Source organism: Blastocatellia bacterium (assembly GCA_025054955.1).
GTDB lineage: Bacteria > Acidobacteriota > Blastocatellia > HR10 > J050 > JANWZE01.
On sequence record JANWZE010000130.1, the window covers coordinates 56,388 to 70,363 of the forward strand.

At 56.1% G+C, this 13,976-nt stretch carries 11 protein-coding genes and 1 tRNA gene; 8 read left to right on the forward strand and 4 right to left on the reverse strand.

The features are described from left to right. Positions 1-2 precede the first annotated feature (2 nt). The 7 genes from NZ823_16125 (at position 3) to NZ823_16155 (ending at position 9,625) form a co-directional block, all read left to right on the forward strand. Positions 3-1,385, forward strand: coding sequence for a 4Fe-4S binding protein (locus NZ823_16125; GenBank protein ID MCS6806654.1), 1,383 nt, complete (start codon positions 3-5; stop codon positions 1,383-1,385). Beyond that, the gene (locus tag NZ823_16130) at positions 1,382-1,585 is read left to right on the forward strand and encodes a hypothetical protein (protein ID MCS6806655.1); all 204 of its coding nucleotides are present in this window, start codon (positions 1,382-1,384) and stop codon (positions 1,583-1,585) included. The genes NZ823_16125 and NZ823_16130 overlap by 4 nt, the downstream gene beginning before the upstream one ends. Beyond that, positions 1,582-4,167, forward strand: a complete 2,586-nt coding sequence (locus NZ823_16135; protein MCS6806656.1) for a cation-translocating P-type ATPase — start codon at positions 1,582-1,584, stop codon at positions 4,165-4,167. Before NZ823_16130 ends, NZ823_16135 begins: the two co-directional genes overlap by 4 nt. Positions 4,168-4,685: 518 nt before the next feature. Further along, positions 4,686-6,854 carry a PKD domain-containing protein gene (locus NZ823_16140; protein ID MCS6806657.1) on the forward strand — a complete coding sequence of 723 codons (2,169 nt, stop codon included), beginning with the start codon at positions 4,686-4,688 and terminating at the stop codon, positions 6,852-6,854. Between the two features lie 232 nt (positions 6,855-7,086). Next, a complete protein-coding gene (locus NZ823_16145) occupies positions 7,087-8,016 on the forward strand; it encodes an ABC transporter permease (protein ID MCS6806658.1) in 930 nt (309 codons plus the stop codon). A gap of 104 nt (positions 8,017-8,120) precedes the next feature. Continuing rightward, complete coding sequence (locus NZ823_16150; protein MCS6806659.1) at positions 8,121-8,930, forward strand: ABC transporter permease; 810 nt, start codon at positions 8,121-8,123, stop codon at positions 8,928-8,930. A gap of 65 nt (positions 8,931-8,995) precedes the next feature. Next, on the forward strand, positions 8,996-9,625 hold the full coding sequence (locus NZ823_16155) for a photosynthetic reaction center cytochrome c subunit family protein (protein MCS6806660.1): 630 nt from the start codon (positions 8,996-8,998) through the stop codon (positions 9,623-9,625). Positions 9,626-9,833: 208 nt separating this feature from the next. On the opposite strand, the gene NZ823_16160 is transcribed toward NZ823_16155, so the two are convergent. The 4 genes from NZ823_16160 to NZ823_16175 form a co-directional block, all read right to left on the reverse strand. Next, positions 9,834-11,108 (reverse strand): sugar phosphate nucleotidyltransferase, encoded by a 1,275-nt coding sequence (locus NZ823_16160; GenBank protein ID MCS6806661.1) that lies wholly within the window; start codon positions 11,106-11,108, stop codon positions 9,834-9,836. A 36-nt stretch (positions 11,109-11,144) separates the two neighbouring features. After that, positions 11,145-11,221: transfer RNA gene (locus NZ823_16165), tRNA-Ile, on the reverse strand. 433 nt (positions 11,222-11,654) lie between these two features. Continuing rightward, positions 11,655-11,942, reverse strand: a complete 288-nt coding sequence (locus NZ823_16170; GenBank protein ID MCS6806662.1) for a EutN/CcmL family microcompartment protein — start codon at positions 11,940-11,942, stop codon at positions 11,655-11,657. Further along, positions 11,939-12,232, reverse strand: coding sequence for a EutN/CcmL family microcompartment protein (locus NZ823_16175; GenBank protein MCS6806663.1), 294 nt, complete (start codon positions 12,230-12,232; stop codon positions 11,939-11,941). Before NZ823_16175 ends, NZ823_16170 begins: the two co-directional genes overlap by 4 nt. Before the next feature lie 66 nt (positions 12,233-12,298). Between NZ823_16175 and NZ823_16180 the strand changes: the two genes are divergently transcribed. After that, positions 12,299-13,903 (forward strand): methylmalonyl-CoA mutase family protein, encoded by a 1,605-nt coding sequence (locus NZ823_16180; GenBank protein ID MCS6806664.1) that lies wholly within the window; start codon positions 12,299-12,301, stop codon positions 13,901-13,903. Positions 13,904-13,976: the final 73 nt, after the last annotated feature.

The window sequence follows — 13,976 nt, forward strand, 5'->3', positions numbered from 1 at the left end:
TTGTGAAGAATGACTCAACGTCGGTCATAACGAAACCGGTCAAACCACGACCAACATGCCCGCCGGCGGCCAAAACCTCAGGGCAGCCATCGGCCCAGACCCTCCCTAAGGGCATCTCGTATCACCGCCTACGCAAGGCGGTTCATCTGATCTGCGTCATCATCTTCATCGCGCTGCCATTCTTTGACGTAATGCGGTTTGACATTCCGCGCCAACGATTTTATTTCGCTGGCTACGAGCTGTGGATCAATGAATTCGGCATCATCTTTTTCGCGCTGATGTTCCTGCTGTTCCTCATCGCGGCAGTTTCGATCTTTTATGGGCGATTTTACTGCGGCTATCTCTGTCCGCAGTTGATCTTCAGCGAAGCATCCATTGCGATTGAGGAGCGCATCCGGCGTTTCATCAACAAACGCTTCATTGACCTGAAGGCCCGACAACGCCAACGGATCAGTCGCGCGCTTTTCTATCTGGCGCTCGGCGTGGTGTCGGTGTTTCTGGCCTTCGTGTTCATCTCATACTTCGTTGAGCCACGCGATCTGTTTTGGCGACTCATGTCACTGGACATCAAGACGGCAGGCGGCATCGCAGGCGCCACGACGACGCTGATCACCTTTCTGGACTTCACATTGGTTCGACAACGATTCTGCACGAGCGTGTGCCCATACGGGTATCTGCAAGGCATGCTCTCGGATGACAATACGCTGATCGTGCATTACCGCGATGAAAACCGTGAGTGCATCGAATGCAAGAAGTGCGTGCGCGTGTGCGAAATGGGGATTGACATTCGCACGTCGCCCTACCAGATCGAGTGCATTCACTGCGGCGAGTGCATTGACGCCTGCGCCGAGGTGCTTGGCAAGCTCGGTAAACAAGGACTGATTCACTATGCATGGGGCGAGCATGGCGAGTTGTTGCAAGAAAAGAAACCGGTTTGGTATCGCCGGCTGGGCCTGCGAGACGCCAAGCGAGTGGTCATCTTGCTAGTGGTGCTGTTTTATGGCGCTGGGTTGTTCGTGGCGCTCTCCATGCGACGGGATGTGTTGGTGCGCGTCACGCCCGTGCGAACGACCCTTTACCGAATTGGACCGGACGGACAAATCCAGAATCAGTTTCGGTTGACGGTCGCCAATCGCGGTCATCACGACGCAATGCTCACACTCTCATTGGTGAATTTGCCGGGCGCTCGCTTGATGTCCACGCAGAATCCGTTGCTGGTGAAACCGGGCGAGCAGAGCGAGCAAGAATTTGAAATCGCTGTTCCGCCATCTATGCTGCCGCCTGGCGTGAATCACTTTCAGATCGTCGCGCACGTGGCGCCGGAAAATGTCAGCGACGCTTTTGACTTGACGTTCATCACGCCGACAGGGAGGTCATTGCCGTGAGCATGCGAGCCATAGAGTTTCTCTCACGAAATCAGGGGGCGATCCTGAAGCTGATGCTTGGCTTCATTGTGATGCTGTTCATTTCCATACTGATCACCCTTTATGTTGTCGCCAAGAGCGCCAATCCGATCATCCTGAACGAGCAAGGCCGGCCGATGAATGCCGGCTCGAGCCAGCATCATGCTGAGTCACGCCGATGAAAGGTGAGCCGAGCGAGAAAACTTGTGACCTGTGTGGGCTTGATTGCGGCCGACGCCCGTTGCTCGGCTGCTTCGATGGAGTAGAACGGTCGTTTTGCTGCATGGGCTGCCTCAAGGTCTACACCATTTTGTTGGAGAGCGGCGTCGTCCAGAGCGGCCAAGCGCTTCGCGAAACCGAACTCTTCAAGCGAAGTCTGGAACTCGGGCTCGTCGCCAACAGCAATGGGCGGCGCAACAAGCCGGCTGCCGACCTCCCACCCGACGCCCCGACAGAGGAAGTGCTGTTGCACGTCTCAGGCCTATGGTGTTCCTCCTGTGCCTGGCTCATTGAGCACGCGCTCGCCGCTGAGCGTGGCGTTGTCTCGGCGGAAGCGTTCTTCGCATCCGATCTGGTTAAGGTGAAGTACTGCCCACACTATTTGCCGCCGGAGCGTCTTGTCCAACGGATTACGGAACTGGGTTATCAGGCGCGTCCCTACACCGGCGAGAACGAAACCGCTCAGGCTGAACAGCGAGACTTGTTACTGCGAATGGGCGTGGCCGGTTTCCTGTGGCTGAACATCATGACACTGAGCACGGCGCTTTACGTCAGCTTCTTCGAGCCAATTGCTGAGAGCATCCGCCGTTATCTGCCGTTTCTGCTGATGGCGCTGGCCACGCCGGTCGTTTTTTATTCAGCCCGACCCATTCTGCAACTGGCTTGGCGGGGCTTGCTCAACAAAGTCATTCGCATGGAGACATTGCTCGCGCTCGGTATTTTGGCAGCCTATGTCTACAGCGCCGCGCAGGCAGTTCGTGGCGAGACGCACGTCTATTTCGACACGGCCGCAGCAATCGTCACGCTGGTGCTGGTTGGAAAATTGATCGAGCGGAGCGCAAAAGAGAAGACGGCGCAAGCCATCACGCTGCTCTATCGCTTGATGCCGAAAAAAGCGCGCGTGCTAGCCGGCGGTCGTGAACGATTCGTTTCAATTGACGCGCTCGACGTCGGCGATGTCTTTGTCGTCAAAGCGGGCGAGCGCATTCCGGCAGACGGCGCTGTAATGGAAGGCTACACGCATGTTGACGAATCATTGCTGACGGGGGAATCGGTGCCGGTGAGCAAAGGGCCGGGAAGCGAAGTCGTATCCGGCAGCGTCAACCTGGGCAGCGTCATTCATGTCCGCGCCATAAAAGTTGGCAACGATACCACGCTGGCGCAGATCGTTCGGCTAGTCGAAGAAGCCATGAGCAGCCGTTCGTCAATCGAGCGGACGGTTGACCGCATCTCCCGCATCTTTGTGCCTATTGTCGTCCTGCTGGCTGCTGTGACGTTGGCCGGCTATTGGTGGCTGGGTGCCAGCGGTGTGCACGAAGCACTCATGCGTGCGATCGCGGTGTTGGTCATCGCCTGCCCGTGCGCGTTGGGCATCGCCACGCCGTTGGCCATCACAACAGCAATAGGCGCCGCCTGTCGCCGCGGAATTTTGGTCAGTGACAGTCGCGTACTGGAGACGATCCGCAACGTGGATGTGGTTGTCTTGGATAAAACCGGCACGGTGACCGAAGGGCAATTCGCGCTGCTGCATTGTGAGTTCATCTCAGACGCCGATCCGGCCCCGATCCCATCAACATATCCCGAATGTTCGGATTTGGGAGCCGGGATTCTTCAATCCGCAATCTGCAATTCGCAATCCGCAATCGGAGTGCTCGCATCGCTGGAACGCTACTCCGAACACCCGCTGGGCGGCGCTTTGGTCAAGCAGGCGCAACAGCATGGCATTGAACTTGAGGAGGCGAGCCAGGTCCACGTGCGAAAAGGGCAAGGCATCACCGGTGTTGTGGCCGGCCACCGCGTTTTCATCGGAAACCGCCGGCTAGCAGAAGACATGTCCGGCGTTCTTGATGCTCGCTTGGAGCGCCGCGCCAGCCGCTGGGAACAACAAGGGTACACCGTCGCCTTCTTTGGATGGGACGCCCAGCTTCAAGGACTGCTCGTCTTTGGCGACCGCCTGAAGCCCGAAGCCGCCCGGATGGTCCGCGCGTTGAAACAACGCGGCATCAACGTCATCGTGCTGTCGGGCGACGCGCGAGCAACAACTGAATACGTGGCTCGCGCCATTGGCGCGGATGATTTTGTCGCCGAGGCGTTACCTGAAGATAAAACCGACGTGATTAGAAAACTTCAACAGAGCGGCTCCGTTGTCGCCATGGTAGGCGACGGCATCAACGATGCGCCTGCATTGGCACAGGCAAACCTCGGCATCGCTCTTGGCTCAGGCACGGACATCGCTATGAAGGCCGCTGCGATGGTATTGATCACCAATTCGCTGCACAAAATCCTGAGCGCCTTTGATCTTGCCCAAAGAACCTGGCGCGTAGTGCGACAGAATCTGTTTTGGGCGTTTCTTTACAATGGCCTCGGCATCAGCTTGGCTATCGCCGGCATCTTGAACCCCATCATGGCAGCCGGCGCGATGCTTCTATCCAGTTTATCTGTGATCGGCAATTCACTCCGCCTTAGTTCGCCACCGGCCGCATCAAACGACTTCTCCCGCCGTTTGCCTCGTCATTCGCTTTCTGGCTCCACCATCTCAGGGTAATCGCCCATGAGCGTTCGCTCGGCACGACAGATGAAAATGAATCACAGGCGGGAACGCCTGTGCCACATTCTGGCAGGAGGCATGAATCAAGCCACTGACGTTGCAGAGTCAGCCGCGAGTCCTCTGCATCTCTGCCCTCCATTCCTTTCCTCTCCGTGCCCTCTATGCTCTCTGTGGCCATTTCCCGGAGAGCGATGATCCATTCCCCGCATCACTGCTCAACATCCGGGCCGCAAGACCAGAATAGGAAGCACTGCAAGAGCAGAACAGGAAGAACCGGAAGTAACGCATGCGTGGCATCCTCTTGTGAAATGCGGTTGGATGAGATAGTATTTTGCTTCCTTGAGGGGAGCTAAAATAATCGGCATGTCGGTATGGTTCTTGGCAAATCAAGAAAGAGACTGGCGCGGCCTACCTGAGTTGGCGCCATCTCATAGTTCCCCGATTTCCTATCATTCACTTCGGCTCGCCGGTATGGAGGGTAAGCCGGCGAGCTGGTTACTTGGGAGAATAAAACAATGAATAAACGTCTACTTGTCCTCTTGCTGGTTGGACTGATGGTGCTCATGGGTCCATCGGGAGCTTTAGCTCAAGACAAAACCATCGAACCGAGTTATCAAGTCACGCCTACGGTGTTCGGAGGCAGTAGCACTGGTCTGTTCAATACACTGGGCACGCGCACACTGAAGACCGGTGAGCTAACGTTCGGTGTGTTTTGGAATAACTATGATCGTGATCCGGGTGATTTAGACATCAATCAAATTCCCGTCAATTTCACGCTGGGTCTGACTGACCGATGGGAAGTGTTCGCAAATGTGGATGTCTTCCAGCAGGTGACCTCCACACGAACGGCGATTTTGGGTTTGTCAGGCCCGCAGTTCAATGGTCGCCGGTCACAATTTGGCGGCAATCCCATTGCCGCGTTTGGCCCCAGCGTGGGCGGGCGCGGCGATGCCGCGGCTGCATTCTTCGTCAATAGCGGCTCTCGGGTCGGCGGTATTCTGCCGCCACCGGGCTCGATCTTTGGCCGACTCGTCGCGAACCGCCCGTCATTCTATAACGAATTGCCGTTCTTTGGACAAGCCTACTTCAATCCGCGAACGGGCGGTTATGAAGTTTCAACATCAGGCAACGGTCTGGGCAACATCACGGCCGGAACCAAAGTGAATCTGGTACACGCCGACCGCGGCTTCAGTCTGGCTGTAGCCGGTCTGTTTCGCTTTTCTTCAACAAATAACTTTCACGGGATGGCCAATGGTCGCGGACATGGCGAGATTGATTTCGGCCCGATGGTGATTTTGGGTCAGTCATTCGCCGGCCATCGCGTCCGCTTCTCGGAGAATATCGGCTACATCCGTTCAGGCGATCCTGATCGAAACAACATCAAACTGCTCGATCGCCGTGATCAACTCTTGCTCAACGGCGGTGTGGAAATCGCTCCCGCGCAGAAAGTCGTTCTGACCGGCGAAGTCAACAGCACCGTTTACGTCGGCAGCGGCACGCCCAATTTGAATCCGATCAACCCGGTTGATCTGATTGTTGGGTTGCGCTACTTTGCCTATGACGGAAAATTTGAGCTGGGTGGCGGCTATCGCCGGTTGCTCAACGGCGCGGAAGGTCGCACAATTCCCGGCATTCCTCCAGGGCGAACGACGTTAGGGCCTGTCGCTATTGGGTCAGATGACGTCAACGGATTCGTGTTCAATGTGGCGTTTGGCCGGCGCAAGGAAGTGATCCCGCCACCGCCGCCGAATCGCCCACCATCCGTCTTTCTTGAAGCGGACCGGACTACAGTACAACCCGGCGAGCGAGTCAACATTACGGCTCGCGCCATGGACCCTGATAACGATGTGCTCGATTATTCGTGGTTGGCCTCAGCCGGACAAATCATCGGTTCTGGGCCGTCCATTATCTTTGACACAACCGGCTTGGCACCGGGCGAATATACGGTCACTGTCACGGTAGACGATAAGAAAGGCGGCACCGCTTCTAATTCAATCACGATTCGCGTGGTTCAACCGCCTGCACCGCCCGTCAATCGCCCGCCATCCATCCGCAGTGTCAACTGCAACACGGTGATCGGCACGGCGCTCGTGCCCGGTCAGATCACCGATGGCGAATCCGTGCGCGTCAGCGCGGTTGCGAGCGATCCAGATGGCGATAGGCTTACCTATCGGTGGAGCACGACAGCCGGCCAAATCCGAGGCAGCGGCTCTGATGTCACGCTCGATACAACAGGCGTAACAGCAGGACCGGGCGCGCCGCCTGTGGAGATCACGATCACGCTGACCGTGAGCGATGATAAAGGATTGACAGACACGGCCACGTGCCGGCTGACGGTGCGCTCAGTCAGAAAACCGGAAGCCGAGAAGGTCGAGATGGTTCTTGAATTCCCGGCTCGCAGCGCACGTGTCAATAACGTCCACAAGGCGATTCTGGACGACATCGCGCTACGCCTGCAGCAAGAGCCCGGTGCTCGACTTCTCATCTACGGTTATGCCAACAAGGGTGAGCGGCCTCGACTGGCTCAACAGCGCGCCAACAACGTCGTCAACTATCTGGTCAGAGAGAAAGGTATCCAGCAAGACCGGCTCGTGGTCAGAACAGTTGTGGCGACTGAAGCGGACCCGGCCAATCGTCGTGTCGAGATGTGGATCGTGCCGCCGGGCGCGGAACTCCCACAATAACGTTTCAACCAGTTGACCGAATAAACAGGCTCGACCGATGAACCATCTGTCGAGCCTGTCCGGTTGATTTTCTCAATGCTCATATTGACCGGCTTCACGTGGTTGATGGCCTCAAGCTAAGCGGCTTGAGGCCACCAACCGTGCCTAAGGCTGGCTGTCTTTGCGCTTACCTAATGAATATGCTGGTTGCACGACACCGTTGAATGTATCCTTGTGCTGATGATGACGAGCCGTGAATAGGCTAGTCCAAATCCTGTCACGTCGTTTGTTGCTGGTCTTGCCGGTTGTGTGGGCTGTAGTCACGCTGGTCTTTTTGCTGATTCACATCGTGCCGGGCGATCCGGTGCTCACCTACCTGGGCGAGCGCGCCACCGCAGAACAAGTGGCTGAAATGCGCCAGCGCTTTGGGTTGGATTTACCGCTCTGGCAACAATACCTGAATTACTGGAAGCAGCTCTTCACCGGCGATCTTGGCGTCTCATTTTTTGATCGTCAGCCCGTGTTTGATAAGATTTTGGGACGCTATCCGGCCACGCTCCAATTGGCGCTGGCTGCGCTCATTGTCTCAATCACGCTGGCCATTCCGCTGGGCGTCACGGCTGCCACGCATCAAGGTAAGCTGACTGATAACGTGGCCTCGGTCATTGCGCTCTTAGGAATTTCCCTTCCCAATTTTGCCCTGGGGCCGCTGATGATTTTGCTGTTTGCGGTCAACCTGCGATGGCTGCCTCCGTCAGGGGTTGGTGGGCCGCTCCATCTTGTTCTGCCGGCGATCACGTTGGGCGCCGCGCTGGCTGCGATTCTGACGCGCATGGTGCGCTCAAGCGTGATCGAAGAACTGGGTCAGGATTATGTGAAAACAGCCCGCGCCAAGGGACTGACCGAGCGCATTGTGGTGTATAAACACGCGCTGAAAAATGGACTGATCCCTGTCGTGACAATCATCGGCTTGCAGTTCGGCGTCTTGCTCGGCGGAGCGATCATCACCGAACGCATCTTCAACTGGCCGGGGATCGGCCTGCTGACGATCGAGGCAATCGAAGCGCGTGATTACCCGCTTGTTCAAGGCTGCATCCTGGTCATCGCATTATCGTATGTCGTGGTCAACACAGCGACAGACTTGCTGTATCGCGTGCTTGACCCACGAATTCAGGTGGAATGAGAGTGAATCTACAGCCTGGGGCTGCTCTACATGGTCGAATGACTTTCACAGTCGCTCGCGTTTGTGCCGCGCAGAGCGGCTCCGCCGAGACCTGACACTCAAGTATGAATCGTTTGGCCATTGTCGGATGCGTGATTATCGCGTTGTTGAGCGTGGCGGCACTGTTTGCCCCACAGTTAGCAACCGACAGCATCACGGCGCTTCACCTGTCAACACGTCTGAGCGGGCCTTCAGCCGAGCATTGGTTCGGGCAGGATCAATTCGGACGCGACATTTATTCACGGATGCTGTTTGGCGCGCGTGTCTCCATGAGCGTCGGTGTAACGGTCGTTGTGATCAGCGCCACCATCGGCACTATCATCGGCGCCATTGCTGGCTACTACGGCGGATGGGTTGATCGAATTGTGTCGCATTTGTTGTTCAACACATTCCTTGCGTTCCCTGGCTTCTTGCTCGCCATCGGCATGGTTGCCTTTCTGGGACCGCAACTGAGCAATTTGATCCTTGCGCTCTGTGTGATCGGCTGGGTCGGATATGCGCGGCTCATTCGCGGGCAGGTGCTCAAAGTCAAAGAAAACGATTTCGTCACAGCCGCCAAAGCCCTCGGCGCAACCGACGCGCGCGTCCTGCTGCAGCACATTTTGCCCAACTGCGTTCAGCCGCTCATTGTACAAGCAACATTGGGAATGGCTGGTGTTGTGCTAGCCGAAGCGAGTCTGAGTTTTCTCGGCCTCGGCGTGCAAGAGCCGCAGCCGAGTTGGGGCAAGATGCTCGACGCAGGCCGAGGCTACTTGACGCTGGCGCCGCACATGGTCATCTTCCCCGGCTTAGCGATTATGCTCACCGTGATGGCCTTTAACTTTGTCGGCGACGGATTGCGTCAGTGGCTCGATCCCAAGCAACGGAAGATTTAACCAGGTCGTGGTGTAGGCAACGAAACAACAGTTTGCTACAATACCAGCTCGGAGAAATACAGACCATGTCAACAGAACCAACGAAAGTAGCTTCCTGGAAAGTGAGTGATTTTTGGTATGGCGCACTTGGCCTCGTCATAGGATTTTTCATCACATTCTCGATCACCAACGCAGTGCAACGCGATGAACTGGGCCAAGCTGGCACAGCGACAGCCCGGCAAACGCGCGACCTGCCGCCTGACCATCCACCCATCAACGCCGATGGCAGCAGCCAAGCCGGCGCCACTGGTCAAACTCTACCGGAAGGCCATCCGCCTATTGCCGGTAGCGCGGCTGGTAGCGCAGCCGGTAGCACGACAGCGGCCTCCACTCCACCTCCACCATTGCCTTCATTAGAACCTCGGCCGGGACCAGGCCCGAAGGCAGAAGATCAGTTCAAAGATATTCAAGTGCTCAAAGGCGTGCCGCCAACTGACTTTCAAACCATCATGGGTATCATCACGGTGTCGCTCGGTGTGACGTGTGATTACTGTCACGTCCCTGGCGCATTTGAGAAACCTCACCCGATGAAAGACGTCTCACGTAAGTGGATTCAACTGGTCAAGCAAACGAACCAAATGAACAAGGACGTTCCCGGGGGCCAGATCAACTGTTACACCTGTCATCGCGGCTTGCCCAAGCCACCACCACACTAGAGCGGTTTGTGAATGAGTTTGCCCTAGGAGCGCACGTTTCCAGCGTGCATGAGCCTGCAAGATGTGGTGTCCCCAGCGAAAGGCAACTGAAAGTCGCTCTAGGGCAACGTGCATACGCGGGCAACATGCAAACAGAGCGATCCGATTTGAATCTTCACAGGCGGCGCTTCAGAAGGGGAAACGCCGATCGTTTCTCAGCCTCTGCGTATCAAATCACCGTTCCCGGCGCAATCACTGCCTTGCGTGGAATGATGACGATGCCTTCGCGGATATAGTAATTGTCACCGTCCACATGGCGCAGACCAGCCTCGTTGACGATCCGCGCGCCCGCGCCGATACGAACATTTTTATCCAAAATGGCTCGACGAATGACAGCGCCCGCGCCAATGCCCAGAATGGGACGGCCTTGTTGCCAATCGTGGTGAATCTCCTCAACCGTCTGGTAGCGACTGGCGCCCATGATAATCGTCTGTGAGATGTCAGCGCCCGGCTCGATGCGCGTGCGAATGCCGACAATACACTGGCTCAAGCGAGCGCCGCTCACAATGATGCCTTCACCCAGCAAGCAATCGCGAATCTGACAACTGATCAGCTTGGCCGAGGGCAATGAGCGCGGCCGCGTGTAAATCGGCGCCTCCGGATCATAAAAACTGAATGGCGAATCGGACCGCGCCAGATCGAGGCTCACGCGATAGAACGAGCTAATAGAGCCAATCTTTTCCCAATATCCGTCAAACCGAAAGGCCCGAACGTCATAGTCTCGAACGGCGCGTGGTAGCAGTTCCATGCCGAAATCAAACGTTGGATCAACCCGCGCCAATAGTTGTTCCAGGACAGACTTTTTGAAGACATACACGTCCATGGCAGCCAGGTATGGTTTGTCCGTCATGCCAGTGAGGCCGAGTCGTAGCTCGCTCAACGCTGAGCCGCGTGGCTCTTCATAATACAGGTGGACTCGTTGCTGCTCATCAACGACCACGACGCCGCAGTGCATGGCCTTCTCCTCGGCTACCGGCGTGACAGCTAATGTCACATCAGCGCCCGTCTCCCAGTGATAGCCAATCAGCTCACTATAATCCATGCGATACAGATGATCGCCAGGAAGGACGAGGCACGTCCCGACCCGTTCCGAACCAAAGTGCCGCCAGGCGCGGCGAACAGCGTCAGTCGTGCTTTGAAACCAATCACGATGTTCAAGGGTTTGTTCCGTCGGCAAAATATCCACTGACAGCTCACTGAAACCACTGAAGCGATACGTCCGCGTGATATGGCGATGCAGTGAGGCTGTGTTGAATTGCGTCAGCACATAAATCCTTTGCAAGCCGGAATTGATGCAGTTGCTGACAGCGACATCAATCAGCCGGTACTTGCCGGCCAACGGCACGGATGGTTTGGCTCGATCTCTGGTCAGTGGAAACAATCGAGCGCCTTGCCCACCACCGAGAATGATGGCGACAACATCTTTAGCGACCTTGTGTCTCATCAGTTCGTACCAACGTTGAGGTATTGGTAGGGAACATGGTGGGCCCTGTAGGACTCGAACCTACAACCCGCTGATTATGAGTCAGCTGCTCTAACCGCTTGAGCTAAGGGCCCACGTCGAACATCCTAAGCAACGGCCAAGAGCGTGTCAAGCAACTGCCCGCAAGGCGCGCGTGAACGCCACAGCAATGCCCATTGCCCTTGAAATCGCTATGTTCAGCAGCTCGTGACCGCTTGCCAATTTGCAGCGGTTTTCAGATGGATGTTCAAATCAAAGGCTCGTCGGCAGTGGACAGAATTACCGCCAGCAATGAACACGCAAACGAAACCCGCTGTTAGCCCGATCAAGCTGGCAATCCGCATTCCGCAATCGGTAAAGAGCACCCCAGAAGGAAACCACCCTCCGTCAACAGAGCGCCACCTCAAGCACTCAGTCGAGTGCTTGGTGGTCATCGGTCATGTTCGTTGAAACGATCCGTGAGCGATGAACTGTTCACACATTGAGCGGCCTGCCGCTCTGAGGCGATGCATTTGGCCATCCACTTATTCACTCATTCGATTTGTCAAATAACTCAATCGTATCAACGACGCCGACAATGGCTGCGTCAATCGCTGCTTCAGGCCGACCTGTCGCGGCGGTGGAAGCCGACCAACCTTCTTGCACCACCACCACCGTGTCGCCTTCTCCGGCATCAACGCAATCCAACGCCAGAATGGGATTGCCGCGCTCAGTTCCATTCGGATGGATCGGTTGCACCAAGAGGATGCGAGCGCCACTGTACCGCTCGTTCTTCTGTGTGGCGACCACATTGCCAATGACACGCGCCAAGATCATTTCGTTTCGCTCCGTCGGTACGGCCGGGCCACATGGATCGAATCCACAATGCCAACGATCGTGCATTCAGTGGGCACATCGTAGGGTAAGAAAGGGAAACTGGCTTCGCGCCCGCGACACCAAAAGACGATCTCGCCAACCCCTGCTCCAACCGCGTCAATGGCCACCATCGGCTTGCCGACGGGCGCGCCATCAGGGGTGATGGACTGAATGTAAAGCAGCTTTCGTCCGGTTAATGATTCGTTCTTGATCGTTGCCACAACCGTTCCAATCACACGCGCCAGTTGCATAGGCCGCCTAGTCTATCACAGGATTTACAAATCTGTCAGTGATTGAGTACATTTGCTGCCCTGAGTATGAGCAATATAACCGAACGCAAGCCACGCTTTGTTACATCATCACAGATTGAGTTGAAACCAGTCTATCGCGCTGACGACATAGCCGATACGGAGCCACACATGCACATTGGCGAACCGGGTCAATATCCGTTCACGCGCGGGATTCACGCTGGCATGTACCGTCAACGCCTCTGGACAATGCGCCAGTACGCCGGCTTCGCCACGGCGAAGGAATCGAATCGGCGCTATAAGTATTTGCTTGAACAAGGACAGATGGGATTGTCGGTCGCGTTTGATCTGCCCACGCAAATGGGTTTGGATTCAGATCATCCGCTGGCTCGCGGTGAAGTTGGTAAAGTCGGCGTGGCAATTGATAGCTTGCGTGACATGGAAGTGCTGTTTGATGGCATTCCGCTGGATAAAGTCTCCACCTCAATGACCATCAATTCGACGGCCGCTATTTTACTGGCTCTCTATCTTGCCGTCGCCCGCCAGCAAGGCATTCCATTCGACCGACTCAGTGGAACAGTCCAGAATGACATCTTGAAAGAGTACATCGCCCGTGGCACCTACATCTATCCGCCCAAGCCCAGTCTACGATTGGTGGTGGATGTCATCGCCTTTTGTCAACAACATGTGCCCAAATGGAACACAATTTCGATCTCCGGCTATCACATTCGTGAAGCCGGTTCAACCGCCGTTCAAGAGCTCGCCTTCACCTTTGCCAATGCCATCACGTATGTCCAAGCGGCGATTGATGCCGGCTTGAACGTAGATGATTTCGGGCCGCGACTCAGTTTCTTCTTCAACGCGCATAACAATTTTCTTGAGGAGATTGCCAAGTACCGCGCGGCGCGACGGCTCTGGGCACGCATCATGAAGGAACGCTTCGGGGCGCGTGATCCACGTTCGATGATGTTGCGATTTCATGCGCAAACAGCCGGCTCAACGCTGACGGCGCAGCAACCTGATGTGAATGTGGTTCGTGTCACGCTGCAAGCGCTGGCCGCCGTGCTCGGCGGAACGCAATCACTTCATTGCAACGCACGCGATGAGGCGCTCGGCCTGCCAACAGAAGATGCCGCTCGCCTAGCCCTACGAACACAACAAGTCATCGCCTACGAATCCGGCGTGGCTGACACGGTTGATCCACTGGGCGGCTCTTATGCTGTCGAATCGCTCACCAACGAAATTGAGCGCCGCGCCAGTGAATATCTCGATAAGATTGACGCGCTCGGCGGCATGCTCAAAGCGATCGAAATCGGATGGGTGCAAGGCGAAATTGAACGCGCTGCGTATGAATACCAACAGGCGCTCGAACGCCAAGAGGAAATCGTCGTCGGCGTCAATAAGTTCACGCAGGAGCAAGAAACGCCCATCGAAGTGCTGCGTATAGACCCGGAGATTGAACGGGAACAGATCGCTTCGCTCAGACGAGTGAAAGCTGAACGTGACCATCGAGCGGTTGAGACGGCGCTGGAAGAGCTGCAAGCGGCAGCCAGCACCAATGAGAATTTGATGCCGTATATTCTGCGCGCCGTCCAGTCCTATGCGACAGTCGGCGAAATTAGCGACCGACTCAGACGTGTTTATGGAGAGTACCGCGAAGTCGGAGCCGTTTAGTCAGCGTTGAGATTTCCTACGAGGCAAACCGTGTGAAACCACTTCTGCTCGCTATCACGCACTAGGCGAGGTA

Bases quoted from the DNA above. Each gene is read 5' to 3' on its own strand.
- NZ823_16135 (MCS6806656.1), top strand. From the start codon at position 1,582: ATGAAAGGTGAGCCGAGCGAGAAAACTTGTGACCTGTGTGGGCTTGAT.
- NZ823_16140 (MCS6806657.1), top strand. From the start codon at position 4,686: ATGAATAAACGTCTACTTGTCCTCTTGCTGGTTGGACTGATGGTGCTC.
- NZ823_16150 (MCS6806659.1), top strand. From the start codon at position 8,121: ATGAATCGTTTGGCCATTGTCGGATGCGTGATTATCGCGTTGTTGAGC.
- NZ823_16155 (MCS6806660.1), top strand. From the start codon at position 8,996: ATGTCAACAGAACCAACGAAAGTAGCTTCCTGGAAAGTGAGTGATTTT.
- NZ823_16160 (MCS6806661.1), bottom strand. From the start codon at position 11,108: ATGAGACACAAGGTCGCTAAAGATGTTGTCGCCATCATTCTCGGTGGT.
- NZ823_16170 (MCS6806662.1), bottom strand. From the start codon at position 11,942: ATGATCTTGGCGCGTGTCATTGGCAATGTGGTCGCCACACAGAAGAAC.
- NZ823_16175 (MCS6806663.1), bottom strand. From the start codon at position 12,232: ATGCAACTGGCGCGTGTGATTGGAACGGTTGTGGCAACGATCAAGAAC.
- NZ823_16180 (MCS6806664.1), top strand. From the start codon at position 12,299: ATGAGCAATATAACCGAACGCAAGCCACGCTTTGTTACATCATCACAG.